Source organism: Empedobacter sp. UBA3475, assembly GCF_002378465.1.
GTDB lineage: Bacteria > Bacteroidota > Bacteroidia > Flavobacteriales > Weeksellaceae > Empedobacter > Empedobacter falsenii_B.
Map to the genome: position 1 here is coordinate 1 of NZ_DFRA01000036.1, position 18,421 is coordinate 18,421.

General features: G+C 31.2%; 19 protein-coding genes. 8 read left to right on the top strand and 11 right to left on the bottom strand.

The window, feature by feature from the left end; all coding sequences use genetic code 11:
• Nucleotides 1–42 precede the first annotated feature (42 nt).
• The gene (gene coaD, locus B3I31_RS08010) at nt 43–504 is read right to left on the bottom strand and encodes a pantetheine-phosphate adenylyltransferase (protein WP_115001540.1); all 462 of its coding nucleotides are present in this window, start codon (nt 502–504) and stop codon (nt 43–45) included.
• Nucleotides 492–1,481 (bottom strand): D-alanine--D-alanine ligase, encoded by a 990-nt coding sequence (locus tag B3I31_RS08015; protein ID WP_115001541.1) that lies wholly within the window; start codon nt 1,479–1,481, stop codon nt 492–494. The genes coaD and B3I31_RS08015 overlap by 13 nt, the downstream gene beginning before the upstream one ends.
• 91 nt (nt 1,482–1,572) lie before the next feature.
• On the opposite strand from B3I31_RS08015, the gene B3I31_RS08020 reads away from it, so the two are divergent.
• The 3 genes from B3I31_RS08020 (at nt 1,573) to B3I31_RS08030 (ending at nt 4,956) form a co-directional block, all read left to right on the top strand.
• Nucleotides 1,573–2,541: a PASTA domain-containing protein gene (locus tag B3I31_RS08020; RefSeq protein ID WP_286494713.1), complete on the top strand. Its 969-nt coding sequence runs from the start codon at nt 1,573–1,575 to the stop codon at nt 2,539–2,541.
• An 11-nt stretch (nt 2,542–2,552) separates the two neighbouring features.
• The gene (locus B3I31_RS08025; RefSeq protein WP_115001543.1) at nt 2,553–3,644 is read left to right on the top strand and encodes an RluA family pseudouridine synthase; all 1,092 of its coding nucleotides are present in this window, start codon (nt 2,553–2,555) and stop codon (nt 3,642–3,644) included.
• A gap of 76 nt (nt 3,645–3,720) precedes the next feature.
• On the top strand, nt 3,721–4,956 hold the full coding sequence (locus B3I31_RS08030; RefSeq protein WP_286494714.1) for a DEAD/DEAH box helicase: 1,236 nt from the start codon (nt 3,721–3,723) through the stop codon (nt 4,954–4,956).
• 63 nt (nt 4,957–5,019) lie between these two features.
• Here B3I31_RS08030 and B3I31_RS08035 read toward each other — a convergent pair whose 3' ends face one another.
• From B3I31_RS08035 to B3I31_RS08060, 6 genes are all read right to left on the bottom strand, one after another.
• Entirely contained in the window at nt 5,020–6,180 is a 1,161-nt protein-coding gene (locus tag B3I31_RS08035; RefSeq protein ID WP_286494715.1) for a dicarboxylate/amino acid:cation symporter, read from the bottom strand.
• Between the two features lie 172 nt (nt 6,181–6,352).
• The gene (locus B3I31_RS08040) at nt 6,353–7,612 is read right to left on the bottom strand and encodes a CinA family nicotinamide mononucleotide deamidase-related protein (RefSeq protein ID WP_291060533.1); all 1,260 of its coding nucleotides are present in this window, start codon (nt 7,610–7,612) and stop codon (nt 6,353–6,355) included.
• A gap of 55 nt (nt 7,613–7,667) precedes the next feature.
• Nucleotides 7,668–8,426 carry a GLPGLI family protein gene (locus B3I31_RS08045; protein ID WP_280049095.1) on the bottom strand — a complete coding sequence of 253 codons (759 nt, stop codon included), beginning with the start codon at nt 8,424–8,426 and terminating at the stop codon, nt 7,668–7,670.
• 5 nt (nt 8,427–8,431) lie between these two features.
• Nucleotides 8,432–9,205 (bottom strand): GLPGLI family protein, encoded by a 774-nt coding sequence (locus tag B3I31_RS08050; RefSeq protein ID WP_291060537.1) that lies wholly within the window; start codon nt 9,203–9,205, stop codon nt 8,432–8,434.
• An 82-nt stretch (nt 9,206–9,287) separates the two neighbouring features.
• On the bottom strand, nt 9,288–10,157 hold the full coding sequence (gene lipA, locus B3I31_RS08055; protein WP_180905058.1) for a lipoyl synthase: 870 nt from the start codon (nt 10,155–10,157) through the stop codon (nt 9,288–9,290).
• A 39-nt stretch (nt 10,158–10,196) separates the two neighbouring features.
• Nucleotides 10,197–10,703, bottom strand: coding sequence for a methylated-DNA--[protein]-cysteine S-methyltransferase (locus B3I31_RS08060; protein WP_291060539.1), 507 nt, complete (start codon nt 10,701–10,703; stop codon nt 10,197–10,199).
• An 85-nt stretch (nt 10,704–10,788) separates the two neighbouring features.
• On the opposite strand from B3I31_RS08060, the gene B3I31_RS08065 reads away from it, so the two are divergent.
• The gene (locus B3I31_RS08065) at nt 10,789–11,241 is read left to right on the top strand and encodes a copper resistance protein NlpE (RefSeq protein ID WP_291060541.1); all 453 of its coding nucleotides are present in this window, start codon (nt 10,789–10,791) and stop codon (nt 11,239–11,241) included.
• A gap of 54 nt (nt 11,242–11,295) precedes the next feature.
• Here B3I31_RS08065 and B3I31_RS08070 read toward each other — a convergent pair whose 3' ends face one another.
• The 3 genes from B3I31_RS08070 to B3I31_RS08080 form a co-directional block, all read right to left on the bottom strand.
• The gene (locus tag B3I31_RS08070; protein ID WP_291060543.1) at nt 11,296–11,700 is read right to left on the bottom strand and encodes an NUDIX hydrolase; all 405 of its coding nucleotides are present in this window, start codon (nt 11,698–11,700) and stop codon (nt 11,296–11,298) included.
• 3 nt (nt 11,701–11,703) lie between these two features.
• A complete protein-coding gene (galE, locus tag B3I31_RS08075; protein ID WP_291060545.1) occupies nt 11,704–12,717 on the bottom strand; it encodes a UDP-glucose 4-epimerase GalE in 1,014 nt (337 codons plus the stop codon).
• Between the two features lie 96 nt (nt 12,718–12,813).
• Complete coding sequence (locus tag B3I31_RS08080; protein ID WP_291087906.1) at nt 12,814–13,929, bottom strand: DegT/DnrJ/EryC1/StrS family aminotransferase; 1,116 nt, start codon at nt 13,927–13,929, stop codon at nt 12,814–12,816.
• A 100-nt stretch (nt 13,930–14,029) separates the two neighbouring features.
• Here B3I31_RS08080 and B3I31_RS08085 point away from each other — a divergent pair, with 100 nt between their 5' ends.
• From B3I31_RS08085 to B3I31_RS08100, 4 genes are all read left to right on the top strand, one after another.
• On the top strand, nt 14,030–15,286 hold the full coding sequence (locus B3I31_RS08085) for a 3-deoxy-D-manno-octulosonic acid transferase (protein WP_291060547.1): 1,257 nt from the start codon (nt 14,030–14,032) through the stop codon (nt 15,284–15,286).
• Between the two features lie 147 nt (nt 15,287–15,433).
• Entirely contained in the window at nt 15,434–16,069 is a 636-nt protein-coding gene (locus B3I31_RS08090) for a porin family protein (RefSeq protein WP_291062575.1), read from the top strand.
• 123 nt (nt 16,070–16,192) lie between these two features.
• On the top strand, nt 16,193–16,570 hold the full coding sequence (locus tag B3I31_RS08095) for a BlaI/MecI/CopY family transcriptional regulator (RefSeq protein WP_291087909.1): 378 nt from the start codon (nt 16,193–16,195) through the stop codon (nt 16,568–16,570).
• 84 nt (nt 16,571–16,654) lie between these two features.
• On the top strand, nt 16,655–18,418 hold the full coding sequence (locus B3I31_RS08100) for a M56 family metallopeptidase (RefSeq protein WP_291060552.1): 1,764 nt from the start codon (nt 16,655–16,657) through the stop codon (nt 18,416–18,418).
• Nucleotides 18,419–18,421 lie beyond the last annotated feature (3 nt).

An 18,421-nucleotide genomic window follows, 5' to 3' on the forward strand; every position in this document is an offset into this window, starting at 1 on the left:
TTACCTAAATGCACTACGGGTATAATATTATATAACGTTATTCTAAATCCTCACAACATCTGGAACTAATATCTCATACTTCCCTCCGTTTCGCATAACATCGCGAACAATACTTGAACTGATGTAAGCTTTACCAGAAGATGTTAATAAAAAGATTGTTTCGATATTATGATTGGTAATTGCTCGGTTTGTGTGCGCAATCGCTTTCTCAAATTCGAAATCGGCTGGATTACGAAGTCCTCGTAAAATAAATTGTGCATTTACTTCATCACAAAAATCGACAGTCAGACCTTTGTAAGCCATTACTTCTACATTTTCGAATTTCGCAACCGAATCTTCAATAAACTTAATTCTTTGCTCCAAAGAGAACATATAATTCTTTGATGAATTTGTACCGATAGCAACAATAATCTTGTCAAATAAAGGAACTGCACGCTCTATAATATCTAAATGCCCTAAAGTAATTGGATCAAAAGATCCAGGAAAAACGGCTATTCTATCCATGCTGAAGGTCTATTTAAAGCAAATTCTATTTCACTATCCATCAAATCTTCCAAAGCAATTCCTGCATGAGCAGCTTGCTGAGGAAAAATACTTGCAGGAGAAAAACCTGGCAACGTATTCATTTCAATAAAATGCGGCTCTCCGTTTACAATAATATATTCTGAACGCGAAAAACCAGACATATTAATACATTTATATGCTTTAGCCGCAATTTCTCTTACTCTTGCTTCAACTTCTGGTGTTAAACGAGCTGGTGTAATTTCGTCAGACAAACCATTATATTTTGCATCATAATCAAAAAATTCTGTGTGCGAAACAATTTCTGTAATTCCCAACACCATTGTTTCTCCTTTGTAATTTAAAACTCCGACCGATATCTCAGTTCCATCTAAGAAAGATTCGATCAAAACTTCTTTATCTTCAAGAAAAGCTTTTTGCATTGCAGCTTCAAATTCATCTTCTTTATGAACTTTCGAAATTCCTAAACTAGATCCTGAACGATTTGGTTTCACGAAACAAGGTAAACCAACTTGATCGATAATTTCTTTTGCAGAATATTGATCTCCTTGATTAAGATAAATTGATTTCGCGTGTGGAATTCCATATTTACTCAATACTGCGATACAATCTTTTTTATTAAATGTTAAGGCAGATTGATAAAAAGGGCATCCATTGTATGGTAAACCAATCATTTCAAAATACGCTTGCAAATAACCATCTTCGCCTGGCGTACCATGAATTGTATTAAAAACGACATCAAACGTAATTTTTTCTCCATTTTTTTCAAATGAAAAATCACCTTTATTGATTGGATATTTTTCGCCTTCAATTTCGGCAAACCAACCTTCTTTTAAGATTCGAACCCTTGTTCTGTCGTACTTTTCTGGATTTAGACTTGAGTAAATTAACTCGCAACTTTTCAACGAAATCACGCTTTCATCCGTATATCCACCTGCTACAACTGCTACTCTTAACATGTTTAATTTAAAATTTATTCAAATATAGAACTTTGACATCAATCATAAATATTATTTTTAAACTATATTTGTGCGACAATTTATCATTTCAATGAAAGGAGTAAAATCAATCATTCAAGTTTTGCTGAATGTAGCTATTGTAATAGCGCTATCATTTGGGCTTTACCATTTTATTTTTAACATTTGGTTAGATTCGTATACAAATCACAATGAATTTGTTGAAGTTCCGGATTTATCTAAAATGAATATTACTGATGCTACAGCTAAGTTAGAAGAACTTGGTTTGACATACGAAGTAGATAGTTCTCGTTTTGATCCAAATACGAAACCTTTTGCTATTATGGATTTTTATCCTGCAGCAGAATCGCGTGTAAAAGAAGGTCGTCGTATCTTTATTAAGTCAAATCCGAAAACATATCGTCCAGTTGAATTACCAGATTTAGTTGGAAAATCAAAACGTTTAGCCTTTACACAATTAGAAATTTCTGGTCTTAAAATTGGAAAAATAATTTACGAACCAGATTTAGCAAAAGATGCAGTTCTTAAAATATTATACAACGGAAAAATTGTAAAAGCAGGAGAACAATTACCTCGTTTTGCGACAGTTGATTTGGTATTAGGACGCGGAATGTTATCTGGTGTTAGAATGCCTAATTTGGTTAATTTAACATTGACAGAAGCTAAAAAATCAATCAAAGATAATTTCTTCGAGATTGGTCAAATCAAATTTATTGGAGCTTCTCATGATACAATCAACGCAAGAGTTGTTTATCAATTCCCATTTGCTACGGATACTTACGATCAAGGTCAACCAATTGATATTTGGTTATCAACAGAACCTCGCGATAAAATTAGAACGCAGTTAAAAGAATTGGATGTTCAGTACAAAAACTTTGGCGAAGATACAATTAGCGGTTCTCAATATAGAGATATTATAACACAAAAAGCTGAACAGCAGATCAAAGATATGCAACAACAGCAACAACAAAATAATCAGCCTACAGAGCAACAAAAGCCTACAGAAGCGCCTAAAGCTCCAGAAGAGATTATTATAGAATAGAAAGAGAATAAATGACAGAAGATTTAGAAGATTTCTTACAAGAGGAAAACGACAATAAATTATACGAGCATTTTTCAATAACGGTTGACAAAGGTCAATCGTTATTGCGTATAGATAAGTTCTTAATGATTAGAATTGAGAACGCAACAAGAAATAAAATTCAACAAGCAGCCGATAACGGAAACATTTTAGTGAACAATGAATCTGTAAAATCGAATTACAAAGTAAAGCCTGGAGATTTTATTCAGATTATGTTAGAAACTCCTCCACGCGAGAATGAAGTTATAGCAGAAGATATTCCAATCAAAATTATTTACGAAGATGATCAAGTTGTCGTAATTGATAAAGAACCTGGAATGGTTGTACACCCTGGACATGGAAATTATACAGGAACTTTGGTAAATGCCTTAAAGTTTCATTTTGATAATTTACCATCAATGTCAGATCAGATGGAACGTCCTGGTTTGGTACACCGTATCGATAAAGACACAAGCGGACTTTTGGTTATTGCGAAGACAGAAGTTGCGATGACAAGTTTAGCAGAACAATTTGCAGCTCACACAACAGACCGTTTATACAATGCTTTGGTTTGGGGAGTTTTGGCAGAACAAGAAGGAACAATTACAGGACATATTGGTCGACACTTAAAAGATCGTATGCAAATGGCAGTTTTTCCTGATGGAGATCAAGGTAAACATGCTGTGACACATTATAAAGTAATGGAGAATTTTTCTTATGTTACATTGGTCGAATGTAAATTAGAAACTGGTCGTACACATCAAATTCGTGCGCATTTCAAACATTTGGGTCATCCATTATTCAATGATGCTCGTTATGGTGGAGATCGCATTTTGAAAGGAACAACATTCAACAAATACAAACAGTTTGTTGACAATTGTTTCGCTGCTTGTCCTCGCCAAGCTTTACACGCACGCACATTAGGATTTGATCATCCTACAACAGGAGAACGTATGTATTTCGAATCCCCGATGCCTGCTGATATGATAGATATTTTAGAACGTTGGAGAAATTATTCGGCAAACTCTGTTCATGCAACAGAACCTGAGGAAAAAATTGATCGCAACGCAAAAGAAATGGAATAGATTTATTTTTAATTATAAAGCACTTCTACGGAAGTGCTTATCTATTTCTATATAAAAACTTACACGATTTTAATCAATGAATTTTTCAGAATTAAATATAATTGAACCAATTTTAAAAGCAATTGATGAGGCTGGATATACAGAACCAACCGAAATTCAAGAGCAATCTATTCCTTTAGTTTTAGAAGGAAATGATATTATTGGTTGTGCACAAACAGGAACAGGAAAAACAGCATCTTTCGCAATTCCTATTCTACAAAACTTAACAAATTCTCCGAGTAAAGGAAGAAAAATTAGAACATTAATTTTAACGCCAACACGTGAATTAGCCATTCAAATCAACGAAAGTTTTAAATTATATGGTAAAAATTTACCATTAAAACATTTAGCGATTTTTGGAGGTGTTAATCAAAATCCACAAATTGGAGCCATCAAAAATGGTGTTGATATTTTAATTGCAACGCCTGGTCGTTTGTTGGATTTGATTGGACAAGGACATTTAAAAATTAATCAAATAGAGATTTTTGTTTTAGATGAAGCCGATCGTATGTTGGATATGGGATTTGTTCATGAAATCAAAAAGATTTTAGAAATCATTCCAAAAGAAAGACAATCACTTTTCTTCTCGGCAACGATGCCAAAAAACATTCGAAAATTTTCTCATTCAGTTCTTCGTCGTCCAAAAGAAGTCAGCGTGGCACCTGTTTCTTCGACTGCCGAAACAGTTGAGCAATTTGTTTATCATGTAGACAAAGACATGAAAGTAAAACTTTTGGTTAGCATTTTAAACGAGCATCCAGAAGATCGTACCTTGATTTTTACACGTACAAAACACGGCGCAAATCGTTTGGTAAGACACTTGGAAAAAGCAGGAATCCCTGCTGCGGCAATTCATGGTGATAAATCTCAAAATGCAAGACAACGTGCTTTAAATGATTTCAAAGAAGAAAAATTAAAAGTATTAATTGCCACTGATATTGCTGCTCGTGGAATCGATATTGATCAATTACCTTATGTGATCAATTACGAATTACCGAATGTTCCTGAAACATATGTACACCGAATCGGACGTACTGGTCGTGCGGGACGCGAAGGAAAAGCAATTTCTTTATGTGCTGCTGACGAAAGAGGTGATTTGGCAAATATTGAGAAATTGATTGGTAATTATGTGACGGTGATTAAAACACCAAAAGAGTTTTATAAATTACCTGACGCAAATAGTAACAATAATAATTTCAAGAAAAATAATACAGGTTTTAAACCCAAAAAAGATACGAAACCAAAGAATCCTCATCGAGGAAGAAGAAAATAAAGCAAAAAAAAATCACTTCGAAATGAAGTGATTTTTTTTATATTTTTCATAGTTGAGTTAAAATTATTTCTCATCAGCATATTTATCTACAATCATGCTCAATGCGCCATCAGTTGTAATATTACACGCCGTTCCAAAACTATCCTGCAATGCGAAAATAGTCAAGATTAGAGCTACTCCAGCTTCATCAAATCCTAAAACATTTGAAATTAATCCTAACGAAGCGACAACTGTTCCACCTGGAACTCCTGGTGCACCAACTGCAAAAACGCCTAAAAGCAAAACAAAAGTTACCATTGTTCCTAAATCAGGAATATGACCATACAATACTTGCGAAACCGTCATCACAAAGAAAACTTCTGTCAAAACCGAACCACATAAATGTGTATTCGAGAAAAATGGAATCGTAAAATTAGCAATCGTTGGTTTAATTACTTTACTATCGTCAACTGCTTTCACAGCAATACCCAAAGATGCAGCAGATGACATTGTTCCAACAGCCGTTAAATAGACAGGAGGATAATGTTTTAGTAGTTTGAATGGATTTGTTTTATGATAAAATCCTGCGATTGTATACATTAATGTCATCCAAATAAAATGACCAATAATAACGATTAAAATTACTTTCAAGAAAACTGGTAATTGTTTTTCAATAGAACCTTCATAACTCAAAATTGCAAAATTTGCAGCAATGAAAAAAGGTAAAATCGGAATCAAAACTTTATTTACCAAAAGAATTACAATATCTTTGAATTGATCAAAAATCTTTTCTAATTCCTTCGCTTTTGTAATCAAAATTCCCATTCCTAGCATCAACGAAATAACCAACGCTGTCATCACCGAAAAAATTGGCGGAATATCTAATTGAAATAAAATTTTTGGAACTTCTCGCAACGAATCCACTGAAGTTGGAATAGATAAATTTGGAATGATTTGATAACCTGCAATCATCGAAAATAACCCCGCTCCTATTGAAGATAAATATGCAATTAATAATGAAAAACCTACTATTTTAGCAGAGCCTTCGCTTAATTTCGTAATTGAAGAAACGATAAAACCAATCACAATTAACGGAACCAAAAAGAAAATTAATTGCCCTGTAAAATATTTTAAGGATAAAACAACTTGAATTGTATTTTCGTTCAGATAATTTCCTAAAACCAAACCGGCAATCACACCCAAAAGCAATCGAAATAATGTATTGCTCGCAATCTTTTTTAACATTTGACACAAAATTTGCGACAAATATAAACTCTATTAATTTAATAGACTAAATATATTTTTGGAAATATTTAAATTTTTTCACTAAATTATATGACATTAAAAAATACACTATCACTCTGATTTCTATTTATAATCTTTTCATATCACTCTGGTTTGCCCAAGAGTCATTATTTTAACACTCCTCTCTCACAAACTGAATTGCTAAATTCAGCGCATTATTGGAAACAATTTTAATGAATTCTTCTCGATCTAAATAGGGATAAAAATATTTTTTATTCAATGTTGAATGACCATTTGTAACAGAAATCCAAACCGTTCCAACTTCTTTTCCATCTTCGCCTTTGTTTGGACCAGCGACACCAGTTGTAGAAATACTAATATCCGTTTTTAATTGATTTCGAACACCTTTTGCCATTTGTTCAGCAATCTGTTCCGAAACTACTGTAAATTCATCAATATCAGATTGATTCACATTTAGCAAATTTACTTTTACAGAAGTGTTGTACGAAACAATTGTTCCAAAATAATAAGTAGAACTTCCCGAAACAGACGTGATCAAACTTGCTATATTTCCTCCAGTACAACTTTCGGCAGTCGAAATTGTCAATCCTTTTTCTTTTAAAATATCACCCAAAATTTGCTGCGCATTTCCTGAATTTTCAGAAACTAGAAATTCTCCTGCAATTAATTTGAATTGATTGATTTGATGCTGAATTTCATTTTGTAAAAATTCTTTATCTGTTCCAAACGCTGAAAATCGTAAATCAATAGAAGTTCGATTCGGTAAATACGCCAAATGAATAAATTCGGGCAAATTATTTTCCCAATCTTCTAACAAAATTGCTAAATCACTTTCAGGAATTCCACTCACCAAAATATCACGATGAACAATAATTTCTGATTGAAATTGGTCTTGTAATTTTGGAATAATTTCGTCACGCATCAAACCTTTCATTTCAAAAGGAACGCCTGGTAAATTGATGATAATTTTATCATTAATTGTAGTCCAAAGACATGGTGCTGTTCCATATTTGTTCTGAATAAATATAGACTTTTCTGGAATTAACGCTTGATCTTGATTCAAACTATTTAACTCTTTTACGTAACCTCTGGCAACAAATAATTGAACAATATTTTCTAAAATTTTAGGTTCTTGAACCAATTCACAATTTAAAAATTGACACAAAGCTGCTTTGGTTTTATCATCTTTTGTCGGTCCTAAACCTCCTGTTACAATTACAATATCTGATTTTGATATGCCACGTTGAAATCCTTCAATTATATGTTGCAATTCATCTTTTACAGAAATAATTTCTTCCACTTCAATCCCAATCGTATTCAATTGTTTGGCGATAAATGCAGAATTAGTATCTACAATTTGACCAATTAATATCTCGTCACCAATTGTGAGTAATGTCGCTTTAATTTTCATACATAAAAAAACTTGCTTAAAGTTAAGCAAGTTTGATTTCATTATTTATATGATTTTATTTTCTATCTACACCTTGATTATGTAATTCGCGCTGTTTTTGATTATCCTCTTCAATCATTCTCATAAATTCTGAATAGGATACCTTTTGTAACTTATTATTTATTGTAAAAATTGGTGCTTTTTTTAATTCTTTTTTCTTTGTCGCATTCCACGAAATCATCACTTCTACATCATCTTTCGTGTATTTATAATGCAATTCTAAAATCAAACCTTTTGTACCATAATATTTATCTGGCGAATACGAATAAGGAATTGAAGGCGCATACCAAGCAATAACTTCAACATCTTTGTATTTCCCGATTGCTTCTTTGGTTTCGATTCCAAGAATAGTTTTACTTTTTCCGGTGTCATTAAAATTTACATAATTCAGCGAATCATAAATGATCATTTTCTTTACAAACAAATCTGTTTCATTGTAAAAAACTTTCTCTTTGTAATCAAAAATTGGTTTTTCTCCTATATCTGGACTAATTCCCATTGAACCTCCTTGTGCTTGTTGAGAATTATCTATTTTTTGAATATTCACTGATTGACTTTGAGTTTTATTATAGGAAAATTGATAATTAATCGAAGGAATATTTTTAGACATTTCTAAAACTTCGTCTCTTTGTTTTTGATCTGGATAATATTGCTTCATCTCTTCTAAAGCTTTATCCGTAAAATGAATTTGAGGTTTTACTTCAAAATCTATTTCATAAAATTGTGCTTGTACAAAACTTGAAATGAGAATGATTAGTATTAATAGTTTTTTCATGTTAATTATTTTTTATCAACTCCTTCGCTATTGTTTCTCAATTCATTCATTTTTTTATTAGCTTCATCATAAATTGCATCAGTTTGATTTGCTTTTACCTCAATTCCTTTTTTAGGCACACTTATTTTAGGCGATTTTTTAGATTCTTTTTTAGCAATTGCTAACCAAGAATTGATCATTTCCGAATTATCAAAATTTAATTTATAGTGTAACTCTAAAATAAAACCTTTTGAAGTCGTATAAATATCAGGTGTATATAAATATGGAATATCTTTTGTGTACCAAACAATTATATCTATATCGTTTAATTTCCCTGTAGCTTCATAAGCTTTAAAACCAATAATATCCTTTGTTTTTCCTGTATCAGTAATATTAATCGGTATTAAATTATCTTTAACTAAATAATTTTTACCATAAACGTCTATTTCGTATGAGAATTGATTCAATTTATAATCATTTACAACAATCCCTCCCATATTCATTGGTACTTTAGAAATCATAGATTCATTATCTTGATTATTATTTATACGACGAATATATTCCGATTTACTTAACGATTCATTGTAAATAAACTTAAATGTTTCCTTTGGTGGATTTTGATTCATCTCAATCATTTTCTTGATTTGCAGCTTATCACCGCCAACTGCTTCTTCAAACCATTTTAATCCTTCTTCATTGTAATGCGTTTGAACTTGTGTTTCGTAAGTAATTTCATAAAACTGCGCTTGCGCAAAACTTGAAATAATAATGATGATAATTAGTGTTAATAGTTTTTTCATAGTAGTTTAATTAAGATTTAAATATAATAAAAAAGAGACACAATAACTTGTGTCTCTTTAAAATATGATGAAATAATTTTGATTATAAAATATGTTTCTCTGCATGATAAGAAGAACGAACCAAAGGTCCTGATTCTACATGACGGAATCCTAATCCACGAGCGAAGTCTTCATATTTTTTGAATTGTTCTGGCGTAATAAATTCTTTCAAAGGCAAATGTTTTTTCGTTGGTTGTAAATATTGACCAATTGTAATGACATCTACATTTGCATCAGCAACTTCCTGAATTGTTTCAAAAACTTCGTCTTCAAACTCACCTAAACCAAGCATGATTCCAGTCTTTGTACGACGTTGACCTGCTTCTTTTGCATAACGTAGAACTTCTAACGAACGATCATATTTTGCCTGAATACGAACTTCTCGTGTTAAACGACGAACCGTTTCCATATTATGAGAAAGCACTTCTGGTGCAGCTTCTACAATACGATCGATGTGTTTTTCAATTCCTTGAAAATCTGGAATCAAAGTTTCCATCGTTGTTCCTGGGCTAATTCTACGAACAGCATGTATCGTTTCTGCCCAAATAATAGATCCCATATCTTTTAAATCGTCACGGTCAACAGACGTTAAAACCGCATGTTTTATTTGCATTAATTTGATAGAACGCGCTACTTTTTCAGGTTCTGCCCAATCCACTTGATCTGGACGACCAGTTTTTACGCCACAAAAACCACAAGAACGTGTACACACATTTCCCAAAATCATAAATGTTGCTGTTCCTTCACCCCAACATTCGCCCATATTAGGACAACTTCCACTTTGGCAAATTGTGTTCAATTTATATTTATCAACTAAACCTCTTAATTCACGATGTTTTTTCCCTGTAGGCAATTTTACACGCAACCATTCAGGTTTTTTTACTCTTCCATCTGGTAATAGCTCAACACTCATACATTACTTTTCTGATTGGCTAATTTACAATTTATTTTTCTAAAATAAATTCAATTGTTGCGATTCTAATTCTAACAAAAATTGTTTGCGTTTCTTTCCGCCTGCATATCCAGTTAACGAACCATCCGAACCAATTACACGATGACAAGGTACTATGATTGCAATTTTGTTTTTCCCGTTCGCATTTGCAACTGCTCGTATCGCTAATAAATCTCCAACAGCTATCGATTGATCTTTGTATGATCTTGTTTCTCCAAACGGAATTTTGATTAATTCGTTCCAAACTTTTTTCTGGAAATCTGTTCCAATCAAATCAAGCGGAATGGTAAACACTTTTAAATTCCCTTCAAAATAATCGTTCAATTCATTTTCTAAACGGTTCAAAACCTCATCTTCTTTTTCTAAAATATCACCCAAGTTTTCTATTTCTTTGAGTTGTTTTTCGGTCGATTTTCCATCAAAAAACTCTAACATACAAAGTCCTTTTTCCGACTTTATTGCAAGCATTTCTCCAAGAGGTGTTTGTATTTTTTTTGAGCGAAACATTTTATAAAATTTTAGTTGAAAGTTAGAAAAATATAGTCGTAATTTGGTATCAAATTTGTTGTTAAAAATATCATAAAATTAATTTATGAAAAAATCTATTTTCGCGAGTATTTTCGCATCTTTCATTATATTCTCTTGTCAATCAAAAGGTGTTCAACAAGAACAAAAAAATACAGATTCTTTCAAAGAAATTACAGAAGCTGTAAAAAAAGAACACAATTCTATGAATTCGTTGGATTGGGCTGGGAAATATGAAGGAATTTTACCTTGTGCCGATTGCGAAGGAATAAAATATATTGTTGAATTGAAAAAAGATGGTAACTTTTTTATTGAGCAAGAATATTTAGGAAAAGAAACAGTTTATCAAGACGAAGGATTTTATAAATGGGATGCTTCTGGAAATGTTTTACATTTAAATTCGAATATAAGTCCATTAGTGTTGAAAGTTGAAGAAAACAGATTGAAAGTTTTGGATCAACAAGGAAAAGAAATTACAGGAAATTTGACAGATAAATACATCTTGAAAAAGACTAAATAATAAAAAATAAAAGGCAATCTCGATTACGGATTGCCTTCTATTTTTGAAATTATTTTAGTTCAATAAATGATCTTCTGTCAATTTTTCAAAAACTTTAATTACACCAATTACTTGAATTTCTTCTTGTAAATATTCTTCAAAAGTAAAATAGTTGTAAGCTTCAATTTCATTTGTTGGTTTTATTTCTTCGTTCAAATCGTACAGAAAACAATCTTGTTCCATCAAAAGATTCTGTTCTCCATATGCTTCAGCTGTAATATGACAATAAAAATTGAGCTCTTCTCTTACTAAATCCAAACTCAATTCTTCTTTTATTTCTCTTACCAAAGCTGTTTCAGAATTTTCACCTTTATCAATTTTTCCACCTGGTAAATACCACGCTTTTTTATTTTTGCTAAATGTCAAAAGCAGTTTATTATTTTTAATAACTAATAAACCCGCTGTTGGTAATTGAATCATCTTTTATTTTTCTAAACTTTTTTGCCATTCCCAGGCAGTACGCATACTTTCTGATAATTTTGTTTCAGGTTTCCAACCCAATTCTTTTTCTGCTAAAGAGTTATTTGCATAAGCTTCGATAATATCTCCTGCGCGACGCTCTTTGATTTCGTATTTCAATTTCAAATCATTGGCATCCTCAAATGCGTGAACAACTTCTAAAACCGTAGATCCTGTTCCAGTTCCAAGATTAAAGAATTCTAGCTTTGCTTTATTTTTATTTTCGATCAAACGAGTTACGGCTTTTACGTGTGCATCAGCCAAATCATTTACATCGATATAATCACGAATTGCCGTTCCATCACGCGTTGGATAATCATCTCCCCAAACTGATAATGCTTCTCTGATTCCAGCCGCAGTTTGTGTAACATAAGGAATTAGATTATTTGGAATTCCTTTTGGTAATTCTCCAATTTTAGCTGTTGGGTGTGCACCTACGGGATTGAAATAACGTAAACAAATCACATTTTTATCAAATGCTGCTGAGAAATCTTCTAAAATTTCTTCCCCCATTTGTTTCGTTTTTCCATAAGGAGATTCAGGTTTTTTTAGTGGAGTTTGCTCATCAATAGGCATTTTATCCGCTTGTCCGTAAACTGTACAAGACGAACTGAAAATAATATTATTAGCATCAAAATCTTTCATTGCATCCAAAAGATTAATTAAACCTAAAAGATTATTTCGATAATACATCAACGGTTTTTCAACAGATTCTCCAACTGCTTTATGCGCTGCGAAGTTGATAATTCCATCTATTTTATTTGTTTTGAAAAATTCGTTTACTTTTTCTTGATCTTTTAAATCAATCTCGAAATAAGTTGGTTTTGTTCCTGTAATAGAAGTAATTTTATCCAACACACCAATTTCTGTGTTCGATAAATCGTCTATAATCACAACTTCATAACCTGCATTTTGTAAAGCTACAACTGTGTGCGAGCCAATATAACCCAAACCTCCAGTTACTAATATTTTACTCATTTTTAATATTTAGTTTTTATAGTGAAATCAAATTTAGGAAAATAAAAAAGCTTCTGAAACTAATCAGAAGCTTTTTCGTATTATTTTTAGGATAAATTATTTTCCAAAAAATTCGCGAACAGCAGAAGTGATGTAAGCCAATTGCTCCTCATCTAACTCTGTGTGCATTGGTAAAGACATTACTTCTTCTACCAATTTGTTTGTATTTGGAAAATCTGCATCATTATAATGCCCGTTATCATACGCTTTTTGTTTGCGTAATGGAACAGGATAATAAATCATCGCAGGAATTTCTTTTTCAGTCAAGAAAGCTTGTAATTCATTACGTTTACCATTTGTTACACGTAACGTATATTGATGGAATACGTGAGTTGTGTCTTCTCCTTTTACAGGCGTTAATAATGCATCAATATCTTTAAAAGCATCTGTATAATAAGCCGCAGCTTTGTTACGAGCAGCGTTATAATCATTTAAGAAAGGTAATTTACGACGTAAAACTGCTGCTTGAACAGAATCCAAACGAGAGTTAACACCAACTTCATCGTGGTAGTAACGTTTGTACATTCCGTGATTTACAATTCCACGTAAACGATGTGCAATATCATCATCATTTGTAAAAATTGCTCCACCATCACCATAACAACCTAAGTTTTTTGAAGGAAAGAAAGATGTACAACCAATGTGACCAATTGTTCCAGCTTTTCGACCTTTGTAATCCGCTCCAATAGCTTGTGCAGTATCTTCTACAACATATAAGTTATGTTCTTTTGCAATTGCCATAATCTCGTCCATATTCGCACATTGACCAAATAAATGAACTGGAATAATTGCTTTTGTTTTTGGCGTGATTGCCGCTTTTAATTTTTCTGTTTCAATTGTAAAAGTATCATAATCAACGTCAACTAAAATCGAATTTAATTTCAATAAATCAACAACCTCTACTGTTGCAGCAAATGTAAAATCTGCCGTAATTACTTCATCACCTGGCTCTAAACCTAAGGCCATCAAAGCAATTTGCAACGCATCAGTTCCGTTTCCACAAGGAATTACGTGTTTTACATTTAAGTAATTTTGCAATTCAGTTTCGAATTGTTTTACTTCTGGTCCATTAATAAAAGCAGCCGAATCCAAAACATTCAAAATTGCTGCATCAACGTCTCCTTTTATTTTTTGATATTGACTTTGTAAGTCAACCATTTGTATTTTTTTCATAACTTAATGAATCTTTCAAAATCTACAACTTTAAAAAGTCGTTATTATTACAACAAATGTACAAAAAAAGCTCATTCTAAATTTTTAACTTTGCAACATTGTGCAAGGATTTTATAACACATCAATTAAAGCGTACGGAATGGCGCTAAAATTGGCTTCGAATTTTAACGAAAAAGCAAAACTTTGGGTAGATGGAAGAAAAAATTGGGAAGAAAAAATAGCTTCTAAAATTTCAGAAACCGATAAAGTTTTGTGGGTACATTGTTCATCTTTAGGCGAATTTGAACAAGGTAGACCAGTGATCGAAGCATTGAAAGAAAACTATCCAACACATAAAATTGCTGTTTCATTTTTCTCTCCTTCTGGTTATGAAATTAGAAAGAATTATCAAGGCGCAGACGTTATTTTTTATTTGCCTTTGGACACAAAATCAAATGCAGAAAAGTTAATAAAAGTGCTTCATCCAGAAATTTTGATTTTGGTGAAATACGAATATTGGTTTAATTTGATTATCGAATTACATCAGCAAAACATTCCTACAATAGTGGTTTCGTCAATCTTTAGAGAGAGTCAAAATTTTTTCAAAAAAGACGGAAATAATTGGTTTGCGAAAAAATTAAGTTTGATAAATCATTTCTTTGTTCAAAATCAAAAATCAAAAGATTTACTGGATTCAATCAATATCACACAAAATACAATTGCAGGCGATACGCGATTTGATCGTGTCAAACAGATCATTCATCAAGATAATGAATTGGATTTTATGAATGATTTTAAACAAAATTCGAAATTAATTGTTGTTGGAAGTTCTTGGCCAAAAGATGAAGAATTATTTGTGAATTTAATCAACCAAAAATTAAATAATGATTGGAAAATTGTTTTTGCACCACATAATTTGAATGATGCTGAAATCAATTCTTTTCTGAATAAAATCAATCAAAAAGCTGTTAAATTTTCTGATTTAGAAAAAACATCCAATCAAGAGTTAATCGATTCGAAAATATTTATTCTAAATACAATTGGTATTTTATCAAAAGTCTATTCTTATGCAGATATTACCTATATTGGCGGAGGTTTTGGTGCAGGAATTCATAACACGTTAGAAGCTGTAACATTTGGAAATCCTGTCGTTTTTGGTCCTAAATACAAGAAATTTCAGGAAGCTGTGGATTTGATAGAAGTTGGCGGAGGATTTTCTATTGCTAATCGACATGAATTTGATACAATTATGAATCGTTTGATGAACGATGAAAATTTCCGAAAAGAAAGTGGAAAAAAAGCTGGAGATTTTGTTCAAGATTCACCAAATGCAACTAAAATTATTTTAGAATATTTAGATGATATTTGTAAATCTTAAAATTTTATCAATTTTTAACAAATAAGGCACAGAAATTGTGAATCAGAAAAGTATTATTGATTTTTTTAAAGTGTAAATCAATCTTCTGTATGAATAAAACTTTACTTTTGAATTAATTATTATAACTCAGACTTAAGTAATAAAAAAATGAAGAAACTTATTTTAGGAATAGCACTTTTCGGTGGATTAAGTGCAGCAAATGCGCAAATTGATTTAGGAGTAAAAGGAGGTCTTAACTTCCCGACTTTATCTGGTGATTCTAGAAAAATTTACTCTGATAGTCAGGGAAATGGTTTAGGAACTAAATTTAGAACTGACTTTTATATTGGTGGTTATGCAAACTACAAAATAACAGATCAAATTAGTTTTCAACCAGAGTTATTATATTCTAAACAAGGAGCTGGATTGAAAACAAATGATAACTCAAAAGCTAAATTAATTACACATAATATTAATATTCCATTGATGGGACGTTATGAAATTATGGATGGATTAAATGTTGAATTTGGTCCACAATTAGGTTTCTTAGTTTCTGCTAAAAAGAAAACTGAAGAAGGAAAAATTAATGAAAAAGAAAAATTTGTAGATAATTTCAAAACATTTGATTTCGGATTAAATTTTGGTGCAGCATATAAAATTACAGATGAATTAGAAATCAATGCTCGTTTTACAAAAGGATTATCAAATATTAATGATTATTATTCACAAACAATAAATGACAATTACAAAATTACTAACACATACTTTAGTGTTGGTATAGCGTATAAATTAGCTGAAATGTAATTTATTTCAAATCAAAATATACAAAGGAGCTTTTAGCTCCTTTTTTTTGTGATTACTTGTAAAACAATTTTGCCTTGTCAAATTAAATTCTATATTTGTAGTAATAAAAATACAGTTGTAGATATGAAAGTTAAATTATCAAGAAGAGAAGAGGAAGTAATGGAAGTTATCTGGAGCGGAAAACAAGTTTTTGCGAAAGATATTATCGATTCGTATGACAATCCAAAACCTGCAAATACTACAATTTCAACCTTATTAAAAAGGATGCATGACAAAGGCTATATTGATTACGAACAAATGGGAAACTCGCGTCGATATTATGCTTTGGTGAAAAAAGATGATTATTTTTCGAAAGAAGTAAAAGGAATGATTTCGAACTTCTTTAATAATTCGGCAACACAATTTGCTTCATTTTTTGCAAAATCGAACAATATGTCGGTCGAAGAATTAGAAAAATTACGTGATATAATTGACAACGAAATAGATCGCAAAAAGAAATAAACTATGGTTGCTTTTTTTATAAAATTTATTCTTTGTTCCGGATTTTTATATTCGTTTTATAAACTTTTTTTGGAACGCGAAAGCATGTATAAAATCAATCGTTTTTATCTGTTGTTTTCGTTGATATTTTCGTTAATCGCGCCTTTGTACAAAATTGATTTGCCTATCACAGCGACAGAAACAAATATTTCGCCCGAATTATTGGCTTTTCTAATGCAAAACCCTGAATTGTTGCAACAAGAAAAAGGAATTAATTTTGGTGATATTTTGACTGTTATTTACATTTTGGTTGGCGTAATATTTCTTGTAAGATTTATCTACAATTTGTACGAATTGATGTTCAAAATTAAGACTGAGGAAAAAATCAAAGATCAAGAAATTACATATATTCTTGATTTAGATTCGAATCAGCCGTATAGTTTTTGGAAATATATTTTTATTCCGAAAAAGCAACTAAAAAGTTTACATCAAAATTTAATTGATCACGAAAAAGCGCATTGCATTCAGAAACATAGTTTGGACATTTTGTTAATTGAAATTTTTCAAATTCTTTTTTGGTTCAATCCGTTTATTTATTTCTATAAAAAATCAATCAAACTAAATCACGAGTTTTTGGCAGATGAATATGTATTGAAAAGAAACTCAGATTTAAAAACTTACCAACATCAAATTTTGGATTGTATTGCAACGCAAAATCCATCGATGATGGCAAGTAATTTCAATTTTATTCTAACTAAAAAACGCCTGCTTATGATGACAAAAAATACATCAAAACGAAAAGTGAAAATTCTATCTTTTGCTTCGTTGCCTTTTATATTGAGTGCTTTTGTACTTTTTAGTCAAAAATCGTTTGCGCAAGAAGTTGAGATAAAAGCTCAAAAAGTGGAACAAGCGTTGGAAAAACCTGTTCAATCGCAAGCCGAAATTCTTCTTGGACAAGCAACTACTTTGAGAGATTCGCTTCTCAAAACAGATCAAGCTAAAACAACAACTCCAATAGAAAAAGTGATTACGAAAGATGAGTTAAAAATGATTTTGAAAAGTAATCCGCAAAACAAAATTATCTTGAATGACGCAGGAGATATCATTCTGAATGATTCTATCAAAATAAAAGATATTGTTTTGAAGAAAAATATGGTTCCTACAATTTTATATGGAACGGACGGAAAAGTTTTGCAAAAAATTGATCCAAAAGATATCGAAAAAGTTTTTGTAAGAAAAAGCGGAGGTGAAGATTTTATTGAAGTTATCAAAAAAGATTCAAGCATCATCAAAATTTTCAATTCTGAAAAAGACATTCCGAATATCGATAAAAAAGTAAAAACAGCTAAAATGCCAACAGTAAAAAATAATATTACGTTGAAAAATGGTTACTCTATTTATACAGATAAAAATGGTGTTGAGCACAAAATTATTAGTTCTGAAATTGATAGAGTTTATTTAGAGAATCAATTAAAATCAAAAGGAATTGATAATAGTTATAGTTTAAGTTTTTCAAAAAATAAAGTAGTTGATAATACAGAAATAGAAAAACAAGTAAAAAATGCGCAAGCAAGAGATTATGATATTGCAGCTGTAAAAACGGATACTAAAAATCCGTGGGCAATTACAGTAGAACCGCATTCTGCAAGAGAAGTAACGAAATTTAAAGTTGATCCCAAAAATCCCGAAATACAAAAATTAGGTACTTTTACTGTAAAAACATTTTATTCTGAAGATCCAAAAGAAATGAGTAAACATCTTGAGGAGAAAAAGAAAGAACTAGAATTACAAGAAAAAAATACTAAACAAATGCTAAAAGAGATTGAAAAAAGGCAAAAAGAATTAAAAAAAGAAATTAAGAAATAATAA

Excerpts from the sequence above, each read along its gene's own strand:
- coaD (WP_115001540.1), bottom strand. The coding sequence starts at position 504 with ATGGATAGAATAGCCGTTTTTCCTGGATCTTTTGATCCAATTACTTTA.
- B3I31_RS08015 (WP_115001541.1), bottom strand. The coding sequence starts at position 1,481 with ATGTTAAGAGTAGCAGTTGTAGCAGGTGGATATACGGATGAAAGCGTG.
- B3I31_RS08020 (WP_286494713.1), top strand. The coding sequence starts at position 1,573 with ATGAAAGGAGTAAAATCAATCATTCAAGTTTTGCTGAATGTAGCTATT.
- B3I31_RS08025 (WP_115001543.1), top strand. The coding sequence starts at position 2,553 with ATGACAGAAGATTTAGAAGATTTCTTACAAGAGGAAAACGACAATAAA.
- B3I31_RS08030 (WP_286494714.1), top strand. The coding sequence starts at position 3,721 with ATGAATTTTTCAGAATTAAATATAATTGAACCAATTTTAAAAGCAATT.
- B3I31_RS08035 (WP_286494715.1), bottom strand. The coding sequence starts at position 6,180 with ATGTTAAAAAAGATTGCGAGCAATACATTATTTCGATTGCTTTTGGGT.
- B3I31_RS08040 (WP_291060533.1), bottom strand. The coding sequence starts at position 7,612 with ATGAAAATTAAAGCGACATTACTCACAATTGGTGACGAGATATTAATT.
- B3I31_RS08045 (WP_280049095.1), bottom strand. The coding sequence starts at position 8,426 with ATGAAAAAACTATTAATACTAATCATTCTCATTTCAAGTTTTGTACAA.
- B3I31_RS08050 (WP_291060537.1), bottom strand. The coding sequence starts at position 9,205 with ATGAAAAAACTATTAACACTAATTATCATCATTATTATTTCAAGTTTT.
- lipA (WP_180905058.1), bottom strand. The coding sequence starts at position 10,157 with ATGAGTGTTGAGCTATTACCAGATGGAAGAGTAAAAAAACCTGAATGG.
- B3I31_RS08060 (WP_291060539.1), bottom strand. The coding sequence starts at position 10,703 with ATGTTTCGCTCAAAAAAAATACAAACACCTCTTGGAGAAATGCTTGCA.
- B3I31_RS08065 (WP_291060541.1), top strand. The coding sequence starts at position 10,789 with ATGAAAAAATCTATTTTCGCGAGTATTTTCGCATCTTTCATTATATTC.
- B3I31_RS08070 (WP_291060543.1), bottom strand. The coding sequence starts at position 11,700 with ATGATTCAATTACCAACAGCGGGTTTATTAGTTATTAAAAATAATAAA.
- galE (WP_291060545.1), bottom strand. The coding sequence starts at position 12,717 with ATGAGTAAAATATTAGTAACTGGAGGTTTGGGTTATATTGGCTCGCAC.
- B3I31_RS08080 (WP_291087906.1), bottom strand. The coding sequence starts at position 13,929 with ATGAAAAAAATACAAATGGTTGACTTACAAAGTCAATATCAAAAAATA.
- B3I31_RS08090 (WP_291062575.1), top strand. The coding sequence starts at position 15,434 with ATGAAGAAACTTATTTTAGGAATAGCACTTTTCGGTGGATTAAGTGCA.
- B3I31_RS08095 (WP_291087909.1), top strand. The coding sequence starts at position 16,193 with ATGAAAGTTAAATTATCAAGAAGAGAAGAGGAAGTAATGGAAGTTATC.
- B3I31_RS08100 (WP_291060552.1), top strand. The coding sequence starts at position 16,655 with ATGTATAAAATCAATCGTTTTTATCTGTTGTTTTCGTTGATATTTTCG.